Origin of the sequence: Sphingomonas sp. CFBP 8760, assembly GCF_014841615.1 — a bacterium.
Lineage (GTDB): Bacteria > Pseudomonadota > Alphaproteobacteria > Sphingomonadales > Sphingomonadaceae > Sphingomonas.
This window is the reverse complement of record NZ_JACYUG010000004.1, coordinates 16121-38224: the sequence shown is the minus strand read 5'-3', so window position 1 is coordinate 38224 and position 22104 is coordinate 16121. Positions and strand designations below refer to the sequence as shown.

General features: G+C 71.3%; 27 protein-coding genes. 5 read left to right on the top strand and 22 right to left on the bottom strand.

Going from position 1 to position 22104, the window contains the following annotated elements; genetic code table 11:
* Window positions 1-15: 15 nt before the first annotated feature.
* From IFT82_RS21160 to IFT82_RS20535, 4 genes are all read left to right on the top strand, one after another.
* Entirely contained in the window at window positions 16-147 is a 132-nt protein-coding gene (locus IFT82_RS21160) for a hypothetical protein (protein ID WP_274602220.1), read from the top strand.
* Between the two features lie 211 nt (window positions 148-358).
* Complete coding sequence (locus tag IFT82_RS06600; protein WP_192125557.1) at window positions 359-1489, top strand: trypsin-like serine protease; 1131 nt, start codon at window positions 359-361, stop codon at window positions 1487-1489.
* Between the two features lie 93 nt (window positions 1490-1582).
* The gene (locus tag IFT82_RS06595; RefSeq protein ID WP_192125556.1) at window positions 1583-2866 is read left to right on the top strand and encodes a DUF418 domain-containing protein; all 1284 of its coding nucleotides are present in this window, start codon (window positions 1583-1585) and stop codon (window positions 2864-2866) included.
* Between the two features lie 71 nt (window positions 2867-2937).
* Window positions 2938-3093: a hypothetical protein gene (locus IFT82_RS20535; RefSeq protein WP_207105742.1), complete on the top strand. Its 156-nt coding sequence runs from the start codon at window positions 2938-2940 to the stop codon at window positions 3091-3093.
* Window positions 3094-3146: 53 nt separating this feature from the next.
* Here the strand turns inward: IFT82_RS20535 and IFT82_RS06590 are convergent, their stop codons facing one another.
* The 22 genes from IFT82_RS06590 to IFT82_RS06485 form a co-directional block, all read right to left on the bottom strand.
* Window positions 3147-4286, bottom strand: a complete 1140-nt coding sequence (locus IFT82_RS06590; protein WP_192125555.1) for an OmpA family protein — start codon at window positions 4284-4286, stop codon at window positions 3147-3149.
* Between the two features lie 112 nt (window positions 4287-4398).
* Window positions 4399-4836 (bottom strand): DUF2793 domain-containing protein, encoded by a 438-nt coding sequence (locus IFT82_RS06585; RefSeq protein ID WP_192125554.1) that lies wholly within the window; start codon window positions 4834-4836, stop codon window positions 4399-4401.
* 11 nt (window positions 4837-4847) lie between these two features.
* Window positions 4848-6968, bottom strand: a complete 2121-nt coding sequence (locus tag IFT82_RS06580) for a phage tail protein (RefSeq protein ID WP_192125553.1) — start codon at window positions 6966-6968, stop codon at window positions 4848-4850.
* Between the two features lie 23 nt (window positions 6969-6991).
* Window positions 6992-7369 (bottom strand): NlpC/P60 family protein, encoded by a 378-nt coding sequence (locus IFT82_RS06575; protein ID WP_342355066.1) that lies wholly within the window; start codon window positions 7367-7369, stop codon window positions 6992-6994.
* Window positions 7354-8163, bottom strand: coding sequence for a baseplate hub domain-containing protein (locus IFT82_RS06570; RefSeq protein WP_192125551.1), 810 nt, complete (start codon window positions 8161-8163; stop codon window positions 7354-7356). The genes IFT82_RS06575 and IFT82_RS06570 overlap by 16 nt, the downstream gene beginning before the upstream one ends.
* A complete protein-coding gene (locus IFT82_RS06565; protein ID WP_192125550.1) occupies window positions 8160-10454 on the bottom strand; it encodes a DUF2460 domain-containing protein in 2295 nt (764 codons plus the stop codon). Before IFT82_RS06565 ends, IFT82_RS06570 begins: the two co-directional genes overlap by 4 nt.
* A gap of 17 nt (window positions 10455-10471) precedes the next feature.
* Window positions 10472-11020, bottom strand: coding sequence for a tail tape measure protein (locus tag IFT82_RS06560; protein WP_192125549.1), 549 nt, complete (start codon window positions 11018-11020; stop codon window positions 10472-10474).
* Window positions 11013-11207, bottom strand: coding sequence for a phage tail assembly chaperone (locus tag IFT82_RS06555; RefSeq protein ID WP_192125548.1), 195 nt, complete (start codon window positions 11205-11207; stop codon window positions 11013-11015). Before IFT82_RS06555 ends, IFT82_RS06560 begins: the two co-directional genes overlap by 8 nt.
* Window positions 11204-11518, bottom strand: coding sequence for a GTA-gp10 family protein (locus IFT82_RS06550; RefSeq protein ID WP_192125547.1), 315 nt, complete (start codon window positions 11516-11518; stop codon window positions 11204-11206). The genes IFT82_RS06555 and IFT82_RS06550 overlap by 4 nt, the downstream gene beginning before the upstream one ends.
* Window positions 11515-11919: a phage major tail protein, TP901-1 family gene (locus IFT82_RS06545; RefSeq protein WP_192125546.1), complete on the bottom strand. Its 405-nt coding sequence runs from the start codon at window positions 11917-11919 to the stop codon at window positions 11515-11517. Before IFT82_RS06545 ends, IFT82_RS06550 begins: the two co-directional genes overlap by 4 nt.
* Window positions 11916-12305: a tail completion protein gp17 gene (locus IFT82_RS06540; protein ID WP_192125545.1), complete on the bottom strand. Its 390-nt coding sequence runs from the start codon at window positions 12303-12305 to the stop codon at window positions 11916-11918. Before IFT82_RS06540 ends, IFT82_RS06545 begins: the two co-directional genes overlap by 4 nt.
* Window positions 12302-12463 carry a hypothetical protein gene (locus IFT82_RS06535; RefSeq protein WP_192125544.1) on the bottom strand — a complete coding sequence of 54 codons (162 nt, stop codon included), beginning with the start codon at window positions 12461-12463 and terminating at the stop codon, window positions 12302-12304. Before IFT82_RS06535 ends, IFT82_RS06540 begins: the two co-directional genes overlap by 4 nt.
* A complete protein-coding gene (locus tag IFT82_RS06530) occupies window positions 12460-13032 on the bottom strand; it encodes a head-tail connector protein (protein ID WP_244646557.1) in 573 nt (190 codons plus the stop codon). Before IFT82_RS06530 ends, IFT82_RS06535 begins: the two co-directional genes overlap by 4 nt.
* Window positions 13032-14033 (bottom strand): phage major capsid protein, encoded by a 1002-nt coding sequence (locus tag IFT82_RS06525; protein WP_192125543.1) that lies wholly within the window; start codon window positions 14031-14033, stop codon window positions 13032-13034. The genes IFT82_RS06530 and IFT82_RS06525 overlap by 1 nt, the downstream gene beginning before the upstream one ends.
* Window positions 14034-14071: 38 nt before the next feature.
* Window positions 14072-14440: an HK97 family phage prohead protease gene (locus IFT82_RS06520; RefSeq protein WP_192125542.1), complete on the bottom strand. Its 369-nt coding sequence runs from the start codon at window positions 14438-14440 to the stop codon at window positions 14072-14074.
* A gap of 11 nt (window positions 14441-14451) precedes the next feature.
* Complete coding sequence (locus IFT82_RS06515; RefSeq protein WP_192125541.1) at window positions 14452-14757, bottom strand: DUF6127 family protein; 306 nt, start codon at window positions 14755-14757, stop codon at window positions 14452-14454.
* A 53-nt stretch (window positions 14758-14810) separates the two neighbouring features.
* Entirely contained in the window at window positions 14811-15917 is a 1107-nt protein-coding gene (locus tag IFT82_RS06510) for a phage portal protein (protein ID WP_192125540.1), read from the bottom strand.
* 60 nt (window positions 15918-15977) lie between these two features.
* The gene (locus IFT82_RS06505; RefSeq protein WP_192125539.1) at window positions 15978-17288 is read right to left on the bottom strand and encodes a DNA-packaging protein; all 1311 of its coding nucleotides are present in this window, start codon (window positions 17286-17288) and stop codon (window positions 15978-15980) included.
* Between the two features lie 3 nt (window positions 17289-17291).
* Window positions 17292-17717 carry a hypothetical protein gene (locus tag IFT82_RS06500; protein ID WP_192125538.1) on the bottom strand — a complete coding sequence of 142 codons (426 nt, stop codon included), beginning with the start codon at window positions 17715-17717 and terminating at the stop codon, window positions 17292-17294.
* A gap of 368 nt (window positions 17718-18085) precedes the next feature.
* Window positions 18086-19333, bottom strand: coding sequence for an adenosylmethionine--8-amino-7-oxononanoate transaminase (locus IFT82_RS06495; protein ID WP_192125537.1), 1248 nt, complete (start codon window positions 19331-19333; stop codon window positions 18086-18088).
* On the bottom strand, window positions 19330-19962 hold the full coding sequence (gene bioD / locus IFT82_RS20780; protein WP_192125536.1) for a dethiobiotin synthase: 633 nt from the start codon (window positions 19960-19962) through the stop codon (window positions 19330-19332). The genes IFT82_RS06495 and bioD overlap by 4 nt, the downstream gene beginning before the upstream one ends.
* Window positions 19959-21083, bottom strand: coding sequence for an 8-amino-7-oxononanoate synthase (locus IFT82_RS06485; RefSeq protein ID WP_192125535.1), 1125 nt, complete (start codon window positions 21081-21083; stop codon window positions 19959-19961). The genes bioD and IFT82_RS06485 overlap by 4 nt, the downstream gene beginning before the upstream one ends.
* Before the next feature lie 236 nt (window positions 21084-21319).
* Between IFT82_RS06485 and IFT82_RS06480 the strand changes: the two genes are divergently transcribed.
* Window positions 21320-22087: a hypothetical protein gene (locus IFT82_RS06480; RefSeq protein ID WP_192125534.1), complete on the top strand. Its 768-nt coding sequence runs from the start codon at window positions 21320-21322 to the stop codon at window positions 22085-22087.
* Window positions 22088-22104: the final 17 nt, after the last annotated feature.

Below are 22104 nucleotides of genomic sequence, written 5' to 3'. Positions count from 1 at the left end.
CCCGCTCTCGTGCCCATGCCCGTGCCGCGCGATCTAACGGCGATCCATTTCCATGGCAGGCCGAATCCGGATCATCCCGTGCCCGACACCGGTTCGACCGGGTTTCAGGCCGACTGGATTACCGGCGTGATGCTGCCGGTACCGTAACCCCGTAGCTGCGGGCCGATGCTGGCGGGCGTCGGCATGACCGGCAGTGCCGCGTTCCCTTCCCCCGCTTGCCTGATCTTTCGCTATCTGTTTAAAAAGAGACATTAAAACTCGTTTACTATCCCAAAAGCCGTGATAGCTTTCCGCAGCGCACCAAAACCGACCGATGCAAAATGCAGGGGGTAAGCGGGCGTGAAACGGGGAAACTTTCATGAAGCAAATGTTCTACCGCACCCTGACGGCTGCACTGTTCATGGGCGCCGCGATGCCGGCCACCGCGGCGACGATAACCGGTACGCATAACGGCCTGACTTTCACCGCCACCAACAGCATCGTCGGCACCACCTCGACGGCGACCGTCGCGGGCGGCGGCAATCCTGCATTCTTCGCCAATGCATCGCGCTACAACGGCACCGTCGCGCTCATCATGGCCTATAGCAACGGCGACCGATTCATCTGTTCGGGTTCGCTGATGGCCGATCGCCAGTCGATCCTGACCGCCGGGCACTGCGTCAGCGGCGGCGCGGGCACCGCCAATCCGGTGTCGACGACCGCCTATTTCTACAACGGCACCGATCCCGACTATGTCATCACCGGTGCCCAATCCACCGCGATCGCGGTCAGCGATTATTTCGTCAATGCCGGTTACAGAGGCGAAGTGATCGATCAGAACGACATCGCCGTGCTGCGCCTGTCGCAGGCGGCGCCGCTGTTCGCCACCAGCTACGAACTCTATACCGGGAATGCCAGCGGCCAGAATTTCAACGTGACGGGCGTCGGCGCCCGGTCCGATGGCGGTGGACTGGTCGGGGACAATCTCGGCACCGGTCGCAAGCGGCAGGGCGACAACCTGTTCGATTTCGCGCTGGGTGACGAAGGGATCGACGGCGGGCTCGACTTTCTGGGCGAAAACGGCGCGGAGATCGACAACGTCCTGCTGTCCGACTTCGATAACGGTCTGGATGACAACGACGCGTCCTGCATCATCACGGGCGCGGTCGGCGTGACCTCGACGCGTTATTGCAATCTCGGGCGTGGCGCGATGGAGGCGATGACGGCGGGTGGCGACTCCGGCGGGGCCAGCTTCATCGACGGCAAGGTCGCGGCGATTACCTCGTTCGGGTTGAGCTTCGGCTCCGGCTTCGGCGATATCGACGACGATCTGAACTCCACGTTCGGCGAGTTCGGCGGCTATGTGTCGACCGCCTACCACGCCAACTGGATCAACAGCGTCCTCGCGGTGCCGGAACCCGGCACCTGGGCGCTGATGCTGACCGGGTTCGGCATGACCGGCATCGCGCTGCGCCGCAGCCGGCGCCGCGTGCGGGTCGTCTTCGCCTGATCCAGCGGCAGGGCGGTTCCCATCCGGGGGCCGCCCTGCCGTCACCATGCTCGCGCTTGTCGGGGCGAACGGTGCAGGGCAAGGGGCGACGCCATGGCCCCCGCCGATCCCGCTGCCGATCCGGCCGCCGCCCCTATCGATGCCGCCTCCCCTATCGACGCCGGTCGACCGGCGGACCGGATCGTCTCGCTCGATGTGATCCGCGGGGTGGCGGTGATGGGCATCCTCGTCGCCAACCTGCCCGCCTTCGCGCTGCCGGGCGCGGCGTATTTCTCGCCGGTCGCGGCGGGTGGCACGGGTCCGGCCGATATCGCGGCCTGGTTCGCCAACTTCGTCCTCGTCGAAGGGCGGATGCGCGGGCTGTTTTCGTTCCTGTTCGGCGCATCGATGCTGATCGTCGCGGATCGGGCCGGTCTGGCGGGGGACGATCCGAGCGGGGTCCATATCGCCCGGATGGCGGCCCTGTTCGCGATCGGCTGCGTGCATCTGTGGCTGGTCTGGTGGGGCGATATCCTCAGCCATTATGCGCTGGTCGGGCTGATCGCCTGGCCCTTCAGGCGCCTGTCCCCCCGCCCGCTGATCGCGATCGGGATCGCCGTCACGGTATTGGGGCTGGCGATGTCGGCAGGCGGACTGGCCGCACTGATCGCCGCCGCCGCGCGCGATACGCCACAGGCGATCGCGACCTGGAACGGCTATGCGGCGGTGTTCGGCACGCCACCCGCCGCGACGATCGTTGCGGAGGTCGCGGCACAGAATGGCGGCTGGCTGACCGGTGTCGCCTGGCGCTGGCATCATGCGACCAGTCCGCTGATCGGCCTGCTGGTGGTCGGCCCACAGACGCTGGGGGCGATCCTGCTCGGCATGGCGGCGTATCGCACCGGTTTCCTGACCGGCGCATGGCCGCGCACCCGCTACCGCCGCTGGGCGGTGACGTGCCTCGGCCTGTCGCTGACCGGCTATGCGGCGCTCGCCCTGCTCGTCCTGCACCACCGCTTCGCCCTTCCCTGGGTGTACGGCGCGTCGCTGGTCGGGGCGGAGCCGCTGCGGATGGCGGGCGCGGTCGGTTATGCGGCGCTGATCCTGCTGCTGATCCGGCCCGGTGGCCGCTGGAGCGCATGGTTCGCCGCCACCGGCCGGACCGCGTTCAGCAACTATCTGATGACCAGCATCGCCCTGACCTGCCTGTTCGGCTGGGGGTTCGGGCAGTTCGGCGAATGGCGTCGGGCCGCGCTCTATGGGCTGGTGCCGGTCGCCTGGGGGCTGATGCTCGGCTGGTCGACGCCATGGCTGCGTCGCTATCGTTACGGTCCGCTCGAATGGCTATGGCGCAGCATCGCGCGGCTGGAATGGCAACCCTTATGCCGATCGGCCTGACGGCCTGACGCTCTGACGCTCTGACACCTTGTCGGGCATCGGATCGGATATGACGGATCGCATCCGATGCCATGGTCCGGCACGATGGCGGTGGCGTGATGGACATGACGGTCGGTGCCCCCCGCCGCCACGCCGTTGCCGGATCGATCGGTGGCCGGTGCCGTCGCTGGGGCGACGTCCGCCACCATCCCCGTGCCGCCGCCACGACGATCCACGACGGACAATAAAAAAGGGAGGCCGGCTCGCGCCGACCTCCCCTCTTTGACGTAGAGCGTAAGCCTTACTGGCCTGCACCCTGACCGTACGTGATTTCCACGCGACGGTTCTGCACTTCGCGGACGCCATCGGCGGTCTGCACGCGCAGGTTGGTTTCGCCGAACGCGCTGGTCGTGATGACGCTGTCCGGGATCGAGCGCGAGCTCATGTACGCCTTCACCGCGTCTGCGCGACGCTGCGACAGGCCCTGGTTGTAGGACGCTGCGCCCGAGGTGTCGGTGTAACCCGCCAGCTGGACCTGCGCACTGCCGCAGCTCTGATACTGCGTCACGGCGTTGTCGAGGATCGACGCGGCTTCCGGGGTGATGTCCGACTTGTTCCACTCGAAGAACACGATGAACGGACCCGGCGAGCAGGGAACCGCTTCCGGCACCGGAGCGGGCGGCGGGGGCGGCGGCGGCGGCACGTCCGCGGGGGGCGGCGGCGGCGGCGGCGGCGGGGTCGGCGAACCGAAGTTGTACGTCAGGCCACCCAGCACGCTGTGCGAGCGGAACCGGCCGTCCAGCGTACGGTTGGCGACGTCGACCAGCTTGACGTTCTCGGCGTTGAAGAAACGATACTTCAGCGTCGCGTCGATGTTCTCGGTCAGCGGTGCGCGGATACCCGCCAGCGCCTGCCATGCGAACACGGTGTCGCTGTCGTCGACGAAGTCGCGCTGCGTGTTCAGGGCATAGTTGACCGCAACACGGGCAACGCCCACGCCGCCGCCGACAAAGCCCTGGATCGCATCGTCTTCACCGAAGTCGAGCAGGCCGTTCAGCATGAAGCTGAGCGCCGAGCTGCGACCGCCGGCAACGCCGTACGTACCCGCGGCCGCATCGCTGCGAACGCCGGCTGCATTGAAGCGCGGGGTGGTGGTGGTCGACGAGTAACCGTCGACGGTGGCGCGACGATAGCCGACTTCGGTTTCCAGACGGAAACCACCGAAGTCATAACCGACCACGCCATCGACATCGAAGCCGTAATTGTGATCGACCGTACCGGTGCCGGTAGCAGCAGCGGTGGCGCCGGTGATATCATAATCGATATCCTCGACGATCATCGCGCCGCCTTCCACGCCTACGTACCACGACTTGTCGCGGGCGAGGGCGGGAGCAGCAATCGCTGTGGAGGCAAGTGCCAGAACAATGGCAACCTTCCGCATCATAATCCCCTTTCTTGAGTGTCACTACGGAGTGCGCAAACCCACTATCGAACGGATGGTTTCACGGCAAGGCGACAAACTTTCGCGACTGTTGCCCTGGCGCCACAGGTTTTCACGCGACCAGACCATGCCCGCGCAGCACCTCGATCACCGCCGCCAGCATCTGGCGCGCGCCCTCGTCGATCGTCGCGCCACCGGTCGCGGTCGGGATTGTGTTTCCGCGCAACCACATACCCGAACGATGCCGCCACAGGCATCCCGTCGCCCGGTCCCATACCGCCATTCCCTCAGGCGGATTCAGAAATCGCCAGCCGCCCGCCGTCCACATCGCCACTTTCTCGCCATGACCCGCCCATGCCCCGACCGGCGCGGGGCCGATCACCCAGCAATCGCCCGCCGCCGGATCGGGCGGGGGCGGTTCCGTGCCGACCGCGACCACGCCCGCCTGCACGGCCGCGTCGATCAGCAGCAGCGATTCGTTGTGGAACAGTTCCTTTTGCGCCTGCCCCGGCTCGATCAGCGGCAGGCCCCATCGTGGTGTCGTCGTCATCGTCATCCCCCTCACCCGTCCCATCGCAGCGATACCGGGGCGGATTCCGCCCAGGTGCCGCGTTGCCGTACCGCCACGGTCGCGCCCGCCATCGCCGGGATCGCCAGCCACGGCCGGTCGGTCGCGACGTCGCTCACCACGTCGCCACCAGCCACGTCGCCAGCGGTCACCGTCACCCGGTACGCTTCCGTCTCCTCGACCAGCGGCGCCTCCACGCCGTCGCTCCAGCGCCATCCGGCCCGGCTCCGCCGCGTCCAGTGCAGCACGCCGTCCGCATGGTGGAGGTGCACCGGGGCGGGCGGGCGCACCGATGCACCGGTCAGCCAGGTCCGCACCTCGACCGGATCGGCATCGCCGACGCCGATCGCCAGCACCCGGATTTCCGCGCCGATCGCCGCCAGTGGCAGGTCGATCGTCCGCACCGCCGCCGGCTCGATCAGCGCGAAGCGACCCCCCGCCGCCCCGGCATCGCTGCCGCGCCGCGCCCGCAACAGACGTGTCAGCCGCCAGCGCCGGTCGCCCAGCGGTTCCGCGTGGCCGAACTGCACCAGTTCGCCGCCGATCACCGCCAGATTGGCACCATCGACCATTCCCGCGTCATCGGCATCGTCCAGCATCATGTCGGCGCGCGCCAGCCGCACCACGATCGCCCCCGCCCCGTCCCAGACAGCGGTGGTGGCGACCGGCGCGATCGCCTCGACCGTGCCGATCACGGCGGCGGCACCGGTCGCCCCCGCCGCGGTCCAGCTGACACCGCCGTCCACGCTCCACAACAGCGCCGCCTGTCGCCAGCCCGCGCCCGCGCCGCCCGCCAGCACGGTCAGCCGCGGCGCGGCGAGCAGCGTATCGTCCAGGGGCGGCAGTTCGGCGACATGCAGCAGCGTCGCGCCGATCGGCGCATCCACCGCCGCCGCCACCCGGCCACCGCTGGCCCGCGTCGCCGGCAGCATCGTCGGCGCGACCGGCGCCAGCGTCAGCCGCGTCGCCATGCCCGTCACCGTCGCGTCCAGCGTCCGCCAGCGCCCGGTTTCCCCCGCGATCGTCACCATCATGCCCGGCACGACTGCCATGCCCGCAAGCCCCAGCGTCATCGTCCGCCGCGTCCGGTCCGCCTCGGCGCGGGCCAGCATCCGGTCCGCCAGCGTCTTGGCGGCGGACGCGGTCAGCACCGCCGGCATCTCGGTACGCTGCGTCGCGCGGCCCGGCCCCGGCCGCACCGCGCGTTGCAACCCCGCCTGGTAATCGCGCGCCGCCTCGTAATGGCCGATCTCGATCGTGCGCGGCACCTGGTCGAGCGGCGCGATCGACCGCCCCCGTGCCGGGCCCTCCAGCCCCGCCACCCCGACGGCGGCATCATCGACCGACCGCACGTCGTCGCCGGCCGTCGCCAGCCGCAACCCCGCGCCGGCCGGCATCCACCAGCCATCCTCCAGCCCGGTCAGCACCGCCAGCACCCCGCGCACGCTGCCGCTGGCTGCGAAGCCCGTCACCGTCGCCGCGCCCCCGGCCGCCCCTGCCACCATCGCCGCCGCCACCGTGGCGGTCGATACCGGCGCATCGTCCGCCACCACCTCGACCGTCAGCGACGGCAGGCGGTTGCCGAATTCCGCGAGCGGCAGGTCCTCCCACACCAGATAGGCCATGCCGCGATAGGCGGGCGCCGCCCCTTCCGCGCTGGCGATCAGGGGATCGACCGGCTGATCCTCGCCGCCGGTATGGACGCGCAAGGTCGCCTTCACCTTCAGGTCCCCGGCCGCACCCCGGATCAGCCGCCCGTCCGCCCAGATCCGCCCCACCCGCCGGATCGCCCGCGCCGACAACAGCACCGCGAATGACGCCGAATAGCTGTAGGTCGTCGTCGCCGGCTGCCCCTTGCCGCCGCCACCACCGCCCCGCGTCTCCTTCAGGTCGGTCGCCCAGATCACCGTGCCAGCGACCCGGATCGTCCCGAACAGTTGCGGGATCGGCGTGCCATAGGACGAGGTCTGCACCGCCAGTTCGGTCAGCCTTGGTCCCTCGCCTGCCGTGCCCAGCACCCGCCGGTCGACTAGATTGCCCAGCACGCCGCCGATCGCGCCCCCGATCGGCCCGCCCACCGCCGTGCCCAGCGCCGTCAACACCAGCGTCGCCATCGCTTATTTCCCCCGTTTTCGCCCTAAGCCTGTCGCCACGCCCCGATCACCGGCCAGGGCGGCATCCCCGGCCGCTCCACCACCCGGCCCAGGCCGGCATCGGCATGGATCATCCCGTCACCCGTCCAGATCGCGCAGTGCAGCTGCCCAGGGCCGGAGCGGACCAGCAGCAGATCGCCCGCCGCCCACGCCGCCACCCGCACCAGCCGCGCGTCGAGCCACGCCGCCGCCACCGCCGGATCGCCCCCCCGCAGCCGATACCCGCCCGGCACCCCCCGCAATCCCAGCGCCAGCGCCGCCAGCCCCAGACAATCCAGCCCGTCCCCGTCCCGCCCCTGCCACCGGAACCGCACCCCCAGCAGCGCCCTGGCGCGCGCCACCGCGCTCAATTGCCGGGCCACCGCGTCAGCAGGTCGATCCCCGGCAGGTGCGGCTCGCCCCGGAAATTCGCGGCGTTGCCGAACCGGGTCGCGCAGGTCGCCAGCGACTTGTCGCACCCCTCCGCCACTTCCACGAGCACCCCCGCCGCCACCGCGAACACCGGTGGCGAGCGCAGCGTCACCACCGCCCCCGCCGACCGGGCGACGGCGCTCTCCAGCCCGCCATTCGCGCCGCCGAACCAGCGCAGCGTGCCGCCGCCCCAGCCATCCGCGACCGGTTCTGCGGCATCCAGCACCAGCGTCGCGTCGTCCGCCGACACCACCCGCGCGAACCGCCGCCGCGCCGCCATCGCCACCCGGCATCGCCGGTCGCCCAGCGTGGCGCGACATTCGGGCGAGGTGTCCTCCACCGCCGGCCGGTCCAGCGCCGCGCCCGGCCCGGTCAGTTCGGCGGAGAAGCGGCCGTCCGCCATCTCCACCGCCCCGATCACCCCCTCGCCCAGATCGACCCTGCCTGCACCCCCGGTCCAGTCGACCGCGAACACCGCCACCCGCGCGCCGTCCCAGCGCCCCGCCAGCAGGTCGCGCCCGTCGATCGCCGCGCGGTCCAGCGCGCCGGCCACCTCCATCGTGTCCGCCTCCAGCCCGACCTCGCGGCGGACGGCGGAGGGCACCATGCCGGGCGCGGCGTGGTGGATCAGCCCGTCGACATCCAGATCGCGGTCGTGCGCGGTCAGTCCGATCGCCACCCCGTCGCGCCGCTCGATCCGCCAGCACAGCGCCACCGTCGCCAGTTCCGCGTCCAGCCAGTTCACGCGGCCACCTCGCGCAGTTCGATCAGCGGCACCGACGCGGCCATGCCCGCCCGGAAGGTCGCGCGGCTCACCGTCAGCCGGTCCTCGGCGAAGCGCACCGGCACGTCGAAGCGGAACGACGCGGTCACCACCGCCCCCGCCGCCGGCGGCATGTCCAGCACCACCCATCCCCCCGCCTGCATCGCGAAGCCGGTCGCGATCCCATCCACCTGCACCGCGACGCTGCCCGCCTCCGGCCGGGTGATCCGCCGCACGCTGTCGCCGTAGCGCTTCACCAGCGCGAACCGCCGCCCCGCGCCATCGCCCGTGCCGATCGGCACGCCCGCCGCCTGCCAGTCGAACGGGTCGCGCAGGCGAAACCCGCGCGCCGGCCCCATCCGCGCCCGGTAGAAGCCGAGCAGCGCGGCGATATCCGCCTCCGATCGCAGCCCCGGCCCGACATCGTAGGTTGCCCGCGCCTCCGCCCAGGCCGCGTTGCGCTGTTCCGCGCCGCCGCCCGCGGTCATCACCTGCGTCGAAAAGGTCGGCGCCACCTCCGCCTCGCGCCCCAGCGCCAGCGGAAACGCCACGTCGTCGAATGCCTGCACCGCGTCCTCCCCCGATGTGTCGAAATGGACGAAGCCGTCGCGCATCACCTGCGGCAGCGCCCACAGCACCGTCATCGCCACGCCCCGCGTCCGCGCCGTCTCCGCCGCCGCATCGATCGCCCGCCACTGCGCGGACTGGTCCGGCCGCAACACGAAGCCCGACAGGTAATGCTGGCGGTCGGCCGGATAGCCCAGCCGCGCTTCTGCCGCCGCAATGCCGCGCGCGGTCGACACCGCATCGCCCACCGCCGCCCAGTCGTAATCCTCCAGTTGCAGCACGTCGAAGGCGGGGCTTGCCCAGCCGACCGGCATGTTCGCGCGCTTCGCCTCGGGCGCGGCGGGATCCAGCACGGTCGGCAGATAGGTCAGCAGATGGCTGACGCAGCCGCCACCGCCCGCATCGATCACAGCGTTTTTCGCCGCCGCCACCATCGCCGCGGTCGATGCCGCCAGGCACGCCCCCGCCCGGTCCAGCGTCTCGCGCTGCGCCGCCGTCATCGCCCCTCGCATCGACGCGATCGGCACCGGCGCGAACGCCGCCACCGCCGCCGCGTCGTACAGGCAGGGTCGGTGCCCGTCCGGCTGCACCCACCACCACGGCTCGCCGACCTGAAACTTCGGCGGCAGTCCCGCCGCCACCGCGATCGCCATGAACGCCGCCGCCACGGCCCGCAGATACGCCATCGCCCCGTCATGCGCGGGGCTGAGCAGCGTCGACGGCGGTTCCCAGCCGGTCAGCGCCGGCGATCCGTCCGCCGCCCGCTGCTTCCAGTCCTGCCAGCAATGCGCATCGAACAGTTCGTATGACAGCGACCAGATCACGTCATAGCCCAGCGCCCGCGCCCGGCCCGCGAAGTCGCGATGCCAAGCCGCGCACGGCCCGTTCAGCACACCATCCGCCAGACTGACGTAAAAGCCGTCACCCTGCCGTTCGAGCCGGAAATAATGGCTCATCCCGACATAATGGACGATCGCCCCGCGATACCCCAGGTGCAACGCATTGCGCAGCAGCCGGGCCGGCGTCAGGTCGTAACTGTCGTCATAGCCGCTGGCGATCGCCAGCCCGTGTTCGGGCACCACCGCCGCGCCGATCGCCAGCACCGATCCCGGCCCCTCGCATACCATGTCGCTCAGGTCCGCCCAGCCTTCCGCCGGCATCGCCAGCGGTTCGGCCGCGCCGGTATAGTCCGGCGGCACCAGCGACACGAACATCCGGTCGATGTCCCCCGCCCAGACCGGATCGGCCTCCTGCGGGTGCAGGAACCCGCCGGCAACGTTGGCGAAATCGATCGCCACCGCCGCATCCTCGGGCGTCCCGGTCGCATAGTTCCACAGTCGCACATACCACGCCCGCGCCACGCCCTGCTCGTCACGCCCCTCGATCGTCAGCACCGGACCGTTCACCGCGTCCAGCGGCATGATCCCGCCCGACCGCCACCGGAACCGCAGGCGGCAGTCGCGGAAATCGCGCGCCGTCTCGTACCGCAGCAGGACATGGTCGACCTGGTCCGCCGATGCCCAGATCAGCCCCGCCAGATCGTCCGCGCGGTGGAACACCGTCTCCACCCGCAACGCATCCGGCGCGGTCGTGACGACCGACGCCATCATCGGCCGGGGGAAGTTCACCGTCCAGAACCGCGGATCGAACCGCGCGATCACATCCTCCGCCTGCACCGTCCGTGCCCGCGCCAGCCAATGCCCCATATCGCCCCCTCGCCCCTTCAGCGTTCCGCCAGCGCCGCCCGCACCGCGCGCGCCACCTGCCGGCTGGACTGCATCAGCACCCCCGCCGCCGCCCCCGCGGCAGCATTGACGGTGATCGCCACCCGCACCTCGCGCGGGGACGCCGCCGCGATCGGCTCGATCCGTCCGGACCCCGTGGGCACGAACAGTTCCGGCCCCCGCTCGCCGACCGTATAGGCGCGGCCCGCCGTCACCGGCCCGCCCGTCGCCCGCCCCGGTGCGCCCAGCAGCCCGGCCAGCGCCGATCCCAAGCCACCACCACCCCCCAGCAGCGCCTGCACGCCGCCGCGCAGCGCCGCACCGGCGATATCGTCCAGCGCGCGCAACGCCGTGGCGCGCAGATCGTCGAACCCCAGCTTGCCGCCGCGCACCGCCCGCAGCAGCGATCCCTCGATCAGCCGCCCCGCCCGCTCCGCGCCCTCGCCCAGCCCGCCGCCCAGCTCGCCGCGCATCTGCGCCACATCGCGGGCGAAGCCGGCGGTGTCCGCGCGCACCGCGATCACCAGCCGCTCGATTTCCTCATCCATCCGGAAACGCCTCCCTCAATCGTGCGATCGTCGCGGTGTCGGGCGGGCTCGCCGTCTCGCCGGCCAGCGCCGCGACCACCGCCGCCACCTCCGCCGGCGTCGCGGCCCAGAATGCGGCGGGCGACCAGCCCAGCACCGCCCCCGCCTGTCCCGCCAGCCGCCCGGCGGTATGCGCGAAGGTCGTCATCGCCCCGCCAGTATCTGCCCCAGCAGCACCCGCAGCGGCGGCGTCGCCGCCGCCAGCCCGCCCGCCGCCACCGCCTCGCCCAGCACCGCGCGCGTCAGCCAGCCGGGCCGGTCGACGACGCAGTGCCAGAACAGCGCCACCGTCTCACCCAGCGACAGCCCGCCCGCCGCCGCCCGTTCAACCAGCGCGAACAGCGGCCCCAGTTCGCCCTCCGCCGCCACCAGCGCCGCGAAGGACGGGCGCAGCACCACCGCTTCGCCGTTCACCCGCAGGTCCGCCTCGCCCCGCACCGGGTTCGCCGCCGCGCTCACGCCGCCACCACCGCGCCGGAACTCTCCAGCGACAGCGTGTACGAACGCTCGCCGTTGAAATCCCCGGCATAGTCCAGCCGCGTCACCAGGAACTGCCCGGTCATCGTCTCGCCCCCCTCGAAGCTCAGCCGGTAATCGTCCAGTACGCCCGACAGCGCATGGCCGCGCAGCCGCGCCTCCGCCGCCGATCCGGTGAACACCCCCGCGCCCGACACGCTGACCGATCGCACCCCCGCGCCCGACAGCAATTGCCGCCAGCCGCCCGAATCCTTGTTGGTCACCACCACCGCCTCGCCGTTGACCGACAGCTGCGTCGTGCGCAGCCCCGCCACCGTCGCGAAGGCGGGGGGCGTCGCCCCGTCGCCCACCTTCAGCAGGAACGCGCTGCCCTTCTCGATCATCGTGCCGTCTCCCCCATCCTGACCATGAACTCCGCGGTGCCCGTCCACCGCTCCCCCGATCGCACCATCCGGCTGCGCAGGAAGCGCAGCTGCACCAGCCGCCATCCCGCCCCCAGATCGGGCGGCATGTCCGGCAGCCAGTCCTCGACCGCCGCCAGCAGCCCGCGCAGCCGCACCGGCCGTTCGCCGCCATCGACCAACGTCACCGCCAGCCGCCCCTCCCGCCCGCGCCAGTCCTTGGTGCCCCAGTCCGCCAGCACCGGTTCCTCGACCAGCGCATGGGGCAGGGCGGCCCGCACCGGCGGCGCATCGAACACCGCCACCTCCCGCAGCGCCGGCGCGGCGCGCAGCCGGGCGACCACCCCCGCGATCAGCAGCGCCCTCACCGCAGCGCCCCCGCCGGCCAGCGCAGCATCGATCGCGGCGCCTGCAGCACCAGATCGTCGCCCCGCTCCGTCACCGGCAGCGCCGCGATCAGCCGTGCCCGCACCCGCGCCACCGCCACCGCACCGATCCGCGCCGCGATCCGCTCGACCGCGCTCATGCCCCGATCCCCAGCCGCCGGTACGGCCGCCACAGCGCCGCCACCGCCGCCGGCGGCGCGGCATCGCCACCGCGATGGTCCCACAGATGCATCGCCAGCATCACCACGCCCTGCGCCACCGGCCCCGGCACCGCGCCCCACCGCGCCGCCGTGCCCGCGACGTAGCGCACCGTCGCGGTCGCGCCGGCGGGCAGCATCACCCGGCCGCGCCCGGCCGCATCGATGTCGATCGCGTGATCCGCCAGCCCGACGCCGGTGACTTCGTTGATCGCCGTCACCGGCCGCTGCCGCAGCACCTGCCAGCCGCCGGTGCCGGTCAGCACCTCCGCGCACGGCCGCGCCACCAGCGCCGCGCCGCACCAGATCTCCGCCGCCTCCAGCGCGGTGCGGACCAGCCCGGTCAGCACCGCGTCCTCGCCATGCCCCTCCAGCCGCAGCATCCCCCGCGCCGCCGCGACCGCCCCCGCGATCGTGGCCGCCGGCACTCCCGTATCGCCCACCCCCGTATCGGCCATGCCCGTCTCCCCCGGTCCTCCCCGCGCCACCGGCGCGGGGAAGACGTTCGTCATCAGTTCGCGGCGAACTTCAGCAGCTTGATCGCCTCCGCGTTCATCACGCAGCCGCCGATCCGCTTGGTCGCGTAGAAGCTGACGAACGGCTTGTTCGAATAGGGATCGCGCAGGATCGCGGTCTCGCCCCGCTCCGCGATCAGATATCCCGCGCGGAAATTGCCGAACGCGACCGATGGCGTACCCGCGCCGATATCGGGCATCTCCTCCGCCTCGACTACCGGATAGCCGAGCAGCGTCGCGGGTTGCCCCGCGCTCAGCGACGGTTGCCACACGAACGCGCCATCGTTGGTCTTGAACTTGCGGATGCGCGCCAGCGTGCCGGCGTTCATCACGAAGCACGCCCCCTGCCGGTAGGGCGCGCGCAACAACTGGACGAGGTCGATCAGCCGGTCCTGGGGGTTGGCGCCGAAATCGCCCGCCGTCCCGCTGATCAAATGCTGGATCGTCCCGAACGGCCGCACCCCGTCCCCCGCCGGCGAGGTCGGCCCGGTCAGGAACCCCTTCGGCTGGTTCACGCCATTGCCGTTGACGAACGCCGCGCCCTCGGCCCGGCCGAACTCGGTCGCGATCTCCCCGGCCAGCCATTCCTCCACGTCGAACGCGGCATCGTCCAGCATCGCCTGACTGGCGCTGGGATTGGCATAGAGTTCGCCCGATGGCGGCGCGATCTCCTGGAACACCGGCGTCGCGGTGCCCGGCCGCGCCGCCACCTCCGATGCCCAGCCGGACGGCGTGCCCCCCGTCGTCACCAGCTTGCGATACCCGGCCGAGCCGACCTTCACCACGTTGGCGATCTGCCGGATCGGCGATGCCGCCACCAGCGCGCGGTCGATCGTCGCATCGATCTCACGCGGGACCGCATAACCGCCCGCATCCCCCGATACGCCGGTGAACGCCTTCATCTCGATCGTCGCGCCCGTCCGCACGAACCCCGCGAACGCCGCACCTGCCTCATTCACCCGTGCGCCATCCAGCGCCGGCCTGTCGACCACGTCCATGTCATTCCCCCTTGATGAAACCAAAAACCGTGAAACCGTCAGAAAACCCGTGAAATCCGCGCGTGCGGCTGCATCGGCACCGCGACCAGACTCACCTCGACCAGCGTCACGCGCAGCAGTTCGCGCCGTGCGCCCTGCCGCACCGCCAGCGGCCGGTATCCCACCGACAGCCCCGCCACCGCCCCCCGCCGCACCAGCAGCGCCAGGTCGGGATCGTCGATCCGCCCCGTCACGCGCAGGCCATCCGCATCCTCGCCGATCGCCTCGATCGCCCCCACCGGCGCACCGCGATGCGCCAGCAGCAGCGGCACCGGCTCGACCGGACCAAAGGCGCCGGCCCGCATCACGTCGCCCGCCCGGTCCACCCGGTCGAACCGCGCGGCATAGCCCTCGAACCGCACGCTCACGCCAGCCCCGCTCACTTCAGCCACGCCGCGAAACCCAGCCGCATCGCGAGGCCCGCCAGCAGCAGCGCCATCATCAGCCGCATCGCCCAGCCCAGCACCGCCTTCCACGCCGATTTCTTGGCGTCGCGCCACGTGCCCAGCAGTTCGCGCAGTTCCGCCAGATCGGCCCGCGCCTTCTCGTCGGCCAGCCCCAGCCGCGTCATCGCGCGCGTCGCGCCCAGTTCGCCCGCCTCCTCCGCGATCGCGCGCAGCGACAGCAGGTCGCCCCCCTCGCGCGTCACCTGCGCCATCAGTTCCGCCAGCACCGCCCCGGTCATGTCCCGCCCCTCCCTTTAGTGTGTCACGCTCCCTACTTCCCCGGCGATCCCCCTCACGACAGGCCCAGAAGCGCCCGCTTCTCCTCCCCGGTCAGGAAATCGGCGCCCGACACCGCGCGCCACTGCGTCTCGCGGTCCTCCGCCAGCGCCGGCACCCGGTCCATGTCGACCGCCAGCCGCGCCTCGTCGAACCAGCCCGCCAGCCCCTGCGCCAGCCCGTCGAGGATCGTCGCCGCCAGCGGCAGCACCGCCAGCCGCCACAGCGCGCGGTTCGCCTCGCGGTAATTGGCGTGGGTCGAATCCCCGGCCAGCCCCAGCAGCATCGGCGGCACCCCGAACGCCAGCGCGATCTCCCGCGCCGCCGCCGCCTTGGTCCCCGCGAAATCCATCTCGGCGGGCGACAGGCTCATCGCCTGCCAGCGCAAGCCTCCTTCCAGCAGCATCGGCCGCCCGGCATTGCCCGCGCCGCTGAACGCATCCATCTCGCCCTTCAGCCGGTCGTACTGTTCCGCCGACAGCGCGCTGCCGTCGCCCGGATCGTAGACCAGCGCGCCCGACGGCCGCGCCGCATTGTCCAGCAGCGCCTTGGCCCAGCGGGTGGCGGCGTTGTGGATCGCCACCGCCCCCGCCGCCGCGCCCAGGCACCCCTGCCCGTAATGATCGTCGAGCGGGTTGAACCGCTTCAGGTGGATCACTTCCGGCCGCACCGGGTCCGCCGACAGCCGCGCCGTGCGCTCGCCCACCCGGTACCGGTACGCCGCCGGCCAGCCGCCCGCATCCGTCTCCACCGTCACCCGCTCGGGCCGCAGCGCATAGAGTTCGGCCGCCTGCCCCTCCGCATCGCGCAGCACCTGGATATAGGCGTTGCCGTGCAGCAGCAGTTGCGCCGATACCGTCTCCAGCAGCGCCTGCCCGCCCGACCGCGCCGTCGCCAGCGCGACCAGCCCCGGATCGGACCCGGTCAGCGGTGCCGCGCCCACGCCCTCCGCCACCAGCCGCACCGCGCGCTGCGCCACCGCATTGCCGGCATAGGCGTCGCGCAACTGCGCCTCGTAACTGCGCGGCCACTCCCCCATGATCGGCACCCCCGACCGCGAGACGGACCCCGATAACGCCGGACGCGACTCCCCGCGCCCGGCCTTGCGACCGAACAGTCTCATGTCTTCGTCCTTTCCATCTTCACGCCCCTCCCCCTGACGGGGTGGGGAGCAGCAACGTCGTCAGAGTTCCCGCACCGACGCCACGGCCTTTGGCGGCTCCATCAGGAACCATGCTGCCCATACCAGCGCATCCGCGCGGTCGGGCGATCGCCCCGGCCCGTCATAGCCCGCCGGGCTCAACCCGCAGAGTTCGTCCTCCAGCTCGGGCCATTGCCCGCAATGCCGGATGCGCCCCGACGGATACAGCGCCGACACAGGTTCGGCGCGCGCGCCCTTGCCCTGATGCGCAAAGGCCAGCTTCACCGGCATGTCGGGCCAGACGGAGCGCAGCACGCTTTCCACCATCGCCCCGCCCTGGTTCGATTCCGCCACCACCCGGTCGGCGCCGTGCCGCGCCGCGCAGGCCGCCACCGCGCGCGCCCAGCCCTCCGGCGTCATCCCGCGCACGCTGGCATCCTCCAGCACGTAACTGATCCCGGCTTCGCACCGGCCGATCGCCACGATCCCGCAGGCATCGCCCTTCGTCCCCGCCGGCGGGTCGACGCCCACCACCACCCGTACCAGCGGCGGCGGCGCGACCACGCGGTGCGCGTCCAGCAGGTCGCGGGTCCAGAACGCGTCCGCCACTTCTTCCACCAGATCGCCCTCCAGTTCCTGCCGGCCCAGCCGCGTGCCCGCATATTGCGCGTGGAACGTCGCCTGCACGGTATCGGACAGGTTGGTGTTGTCGCTGGTCCGCCCCCGCGTCTCGATCAGCCCCGGCATCGCCATGATCCGCCGCATCAGCCGCGTCGGGCGCGGCGTCGTCGTCACCACCGTCTGCGGCCGGTCGCCGATCCGCAGGCCGAGCATCAGATTGTCCCATGTCGCCTCCGCATGTCGCCATTTCGCCAGTTCGTCGCACCACGCGACATCGTGTTCGGGGCCGCGCAGCTTCTCCGGCGCCTCCGCCGAATAGACGAAGGCGCGGGCGCCCGACGCGAAGGTGAATTCGCCGGTGCCGCTGCGCCATTCATGGTGTTCGCCGTGCCGGCACAGCGCGATCAGCCCGCTCGCCCCCTCCACCATCACCGCGCGCACCTCGTCCATCGTCGCGCCGACCAGCGCGATCCGTGCCTCGGGCCGCGCCCGCGCCATCGCACTCACCCACTCCGCGCCGGCGCGCGTCTTGCCGAAGCCGCGCCCCGCCCGGATCAACCACACCGTCCAGTCGTCGCCGGCCGGCAACTGCCCGTCATGCGCCCAGATCGGCCAGTGATCGTCGAGCACGCGCCGCTCGTCCTCGCTCAATTTCTTCAACGCGCCCGGCCATTCCTCGCGCGGGTACGCCGCCAGTTGCCCGACCAGCGCGCGCAGCATCGCCCCCCTCATGCCTCACCCCTCCTTCCCCCGCTGCCGTCGCCGGTCGAGCGCGTCCAGCTTGCGCAGCAGCGACCGTTCCACCGTCTCGATCGCCACCTGCCGCCCGCGCACCGTCGCGGGCGCGCCCTTCCCCCGCGCCTCGCGCCGCGCCAGCATCTCCAGCACCTGCTTGCGGTCGACCCCCGGCGCCAGCGGTTCGCCCAGCGCCGCGGCCAGCAGCATCGCCTCGACCTGCCGGCAGCCCTCCTCCAGCGCGGCATCCCACGCGGTGCGGAACGCGTCGTCGCCCAACCGCAAGCGATAGAAGCAGCGGGTGCCCATCCCGGCCTCGCGGGCGGCGCGGGTGACGTTCGCCGTCATCCCCAGCACTTCCAGAAAGCGCCGCCGCACCGCCCTGCCCGGCAACCGCTCGGTCGCCGCCCCCGTTTCCCCACCCATGCACCCGCTCCCCCGAGCCGCCGAGGTGGCGGGCGGATACCGGAACCCCCCGTTCCGCCCTCCGCACCGCCATTCCTCAGCGTTCCCGTTATGTACCCAAACAGCCGGTCGATGTCAAGAGAAATGTACCAATATGGTTAGCTATCCGTCATGGCGCGGCCTGCGCACGATAAGAAGGACGGGTTCACGCGGAGACGCGGAGCAGAAGAAAAGTCGCGGCGCTACGCGCGCCCTATCCGACGCCGCAGGCGTCCCATCATCATCATCGCCGGACCACGCCGCCCCATCCACGGGCCCGACCCTCGCCACCCCTTCTTCTCCGCGTCTCCGCGCCTCCGCGCGAACAACCCTTCTTCGACCCCGCCCCCTTACAGCGCGTCACAAGCCTCGAAAATCGCCGCGTAAATCCGGTCCAGATCATCCTCGCCGATGCAATAGGGCGGCATCACATACACCGTGTTCCCCAGCGGCCGCAGCAACAGGTCCCGCTCGCGGAAGAACGCCAGCAGGCGCGGTCCCAGCGCCGCGAGATATCCGTCCCCGCCGCCGCCGATCTCCAGCGCCGCGATCGTGCCCAGCGTCCGCACCCCCGTCACCCGTGGATGGTCCGCCAGCGCCGCCACCCGCACCGCCTGCCGCGCCGCCAGCGTCGCGATCCGTTCCCGCACCGGTTCCTCGCGCCAGATGGCCAGATTCGCCACCGCCGCCGCGCAGGCCAGCGGGTTGGCGGTGTAGCTGGACGAGTGGAAGAACATCCGCGCCCGGTCCGCATCGAAATGCGCGTCCCACACCGCCTCGCTCGCCATCGTCACCGCCAGCGGCACCGCACCCCCGGTCAGCCCCTTGGACAGGCACAATATGTCGGGCACGATCCCCGCCTGCTCGCCCGCCAGCAGCGTGCCCGTCCGGCCCCAGCCGGTCATCACCTCGTCGCTGATGAACAGCAAGCCGGCGTCCGCGCAGATCGCCCGCATCGCCGCCAGCACCGCCGGCGGGTACATCAGCATCCCGCCCGCCCCCAGCACCAGCGGCTCGACGATGAACGCCGCCGCGTGCGGGTCCGCACAGGCCCGCGCCAGCGCATCCAGCGTCGCCTGCTCGCGTCCCCCGGCCGGGAACGGGATCGTCGCGACGTCGAACAGCAGCGGCGCATAGGCGCGGTTGAACACGCCGCGCTGCCCCACCGACATCGCGCCGATCGTGTCGCCGTGATAGCCATGTTCCAGCACCAGGATGCGGTGCCGCGCCTCGCCCCGTGCCTGCCAGTATCCCAGCGCCATCTTCAACGCGACCTCGACCGCGGTCGATCCCGAATCGGAATAGAATACCCGCGTCAGCGCGTCGGGCATGATCGCCCGCAAACCCCGCGCCAGTTCCTCGGCGGGTTCGTGGGTCCAGCCGGCGAAGATGATCTGGTCCAGCCGTTCCGCCTGCTCGCGCATCGCCGCGACGATGCGGGGGTGGCGGTGCCCGTGCGTCGTCACCCACCAGGACGAGATCGCATCGACGATCCGCCGCCCGTCTACCGTAAAGATCGCCGCCCCCTCGGCATGGCTCACCAGCGGGATTGGTTCGCCCAGCCCGTGCTGCGTGAACGGATGCCAGACCGCGCTCACCGGAAATCCTCCACGTCGAAATGCGCCGCGAACGCCGCCGCCAGCGTCCCCGCGTCCAGCCGGTCGAGCCGCGGCAACCGCCCCAGCCGCTTCACCCCGCCGATCGCCGCGATCGTCGCCTCGCTGTCCTCTACCGCCTCGCCGACGAACGCGATCCCGCGCACCGTCAGCCCGCGCGCGCGCAACGCCTCGATCGACAACAGGCTGTGGCTGATCGTGCCCAGCCCGGTCCGCGCCACCAGCACGACGGGTGCGCCCCAGCGCGCGAACAGGTCCGCGAACAACAGGTCCCGCGTCACCGGCACCAGCACTCCGCCCGCGCCCTCCACCACCAGCGGCCCGGCCACCATGGACCCCTCCACCACCGGCAACGCCAGCCGCGCCGGATCGATCGTCACCCCGTCGATCTCGGCAGCGCGGTGCGGCGAACACGGCGTCCGCAACCGGTACGCCTCGGGCAGCACCCGTGCCGCCGGCACTCCCAGCCGCACCACCGTGCCGGCGTCGGTGCCGTCTTCAAGGCCCGCCTGCACCGGCTTCCAGTAATGTGCGCCCAGCGCCACCGTCAGCGCGGCGGCGAACACCGTCTTGCCGACATCGGTGTCGGTTCCCGTCACCACGATCGTCATGCCCGCACCTCCCGCAGGATATCGGCCAGTCCCGCGATATCCGGTTCCTCCACGTTCAGCGTCAGCGAAATCCGCAGCCGTGCGGTTCCCGCCGGCACCGTCGGCGGCCTGATCCCGCGCACGTCGTATCCCGCCGCCTGCACCGCCGCCGCGATGGCCATCGCCGCACCGTCATCCCCCACCGGCAGCGTCATGATCTGCGATCCCGTCACCGCCACGCCCACCGGCGCCAGCAGCGCGTCCGCCGCCGCCACCCGCGCCCACAGCCGCGCGCGCCGGTCCGGCTCGTCCGCCACGATCCGCAACGCCGCCTCGACCGCGCAGGCCATCAGCGGCGACGGCGCGGTGGAGAAGATGAATCCCCGCCCCCGGTTGACCAGGAAATCGCACGCCACCGCCGGCCCGCACACCAGCGCGCCCTCGCACCCCAGCGCCTTGCCACAGGTGCGCAGGGTGATGACGTTGTCGCGCCCGTCCAGCCCCGCCGCCAGCCCGCGCCCGTCCGGCCCGAAAACGCCCGTCGCATGCGCCTCGTCGATCAGCAGCACCGCGTCGTGCCGGTCGGCCACCTCGGCCAGCGCCGCCAGCGGCGCGCGGTCGCCGTCCATGCTGTACAGGCTCTCGACCGCGATCCACGCCGTCCCCGTGCCGCCGTCCCGCCGCCAGCGGACGATCGCATCCTCGACCGCACCGGCGTCGTTATGCGCCGCCGCCACGCACGCCGCGCGGCCCAGCCGCATCCCCTCATGCGCGCTGGCATGGATCAGCGCGTCATGGACGATCAGGTCGCCCCGCTGCGGCAGCGTCGCGAACAGCGCGGCATTGGCGGCGAAACCGCTGGCGAAGAACAGCGCCGCCGCCGTCCCGAAGAAGCGCGCCGCCGCCGCCTCCAGCGCCTCGTGCTCGGGGGCATTGCCGCGCAGCAATCGCGACCCGCCCGATCCCACCGCCACGCCGCGATCGAGCGCCGCCGCCACCGCCCCGCGCAACCGCGCCGATCCGGCCAGCCCCAGATAATCGTTGGACGAGAAATCCACCCCCCGCCGCGGCGCCAGCGCGCGGCGGCGGTCCTGCTGCGACAGGCGGGCGAGATCGGCGTGCAGGGCGGCCAGCGGTGACATGGGGTGATGGCCCTTTTGCGGATGGATGGCGACGCGGGCCTGGTGAACGTTGCCGGGCGTCCTTGCACCCGGAAATGTACCATACCGGCACATCTGCCGGCGTGACAAATGCCCGCTTCGTGACGGATAAACTACACTTATGTTACAGACCGGAGACAGCCTCATTGATATGCAAGGGTTAAATAATACAAGACCATGGGGACGTCATGATCCGCACCAATCAACAGCGGGTTGTCATGCCCATCGCCACATCGAGCGTGTTCAGAGGGCATCTGACGATCATCGCCACCTTGATCGCTGCCCATGTCATCTTGCAGATCGCGCTGTATGGCAGCGGCTATACTGACTATAATGATCTTCGGTCAGTATTCGATCTCGACCGCGAACATTCGCTGCCGAACCTGCTGTCCGCCTTTGCCATCGCGGTGACGGCGGCCGCGGCGGCATTTGCAGCGCGCACCGCCGACAGCCGATTGATGAAGCGCGGGTGGATATTCGCGGCTTGCGTCATGCTGTTCCTGGCGCTCGACGAGGGCGCGGGCCTGCATGACGCCTTGTCCGGGAAGGTCGGCAGGGTCCTCTCGGCAGGCGGAGCGCATGGGGTGCTGTTCAGCGCGTGGGTGATTCCCTACTCGATCGCCTTCGTCGCGACCGCCGCCATTCTTGCGCGGTTCGCGCTCGCCTTGCCGAAGGAAACGCGATGGGGGCTGCTGATCGCGGGATGGGTCTATGCGCTGGCGGCGATCGGGCTCGAACTGCCGGAAGGGTATGTCGCGGATCATGCCATGGCATCGGGCCTGGCGCTCGATGCGATCGACAATCTGCCCGTCATGGTCATGATGCATACGGTCGAGGAAACGGGCGAGATGCTCGCCTTCGCCCTGGCGCTGCGGACGATCCTGCAACACATCGTGCGCCATACGATCGTACCGGCCATCCTGCTCGTCGATCGTCGCCCCCACGCCGTCCATCGGATCGATGCCGGCCTCGTACCGGCGGAATGACCCCGGATCGCGTCGGC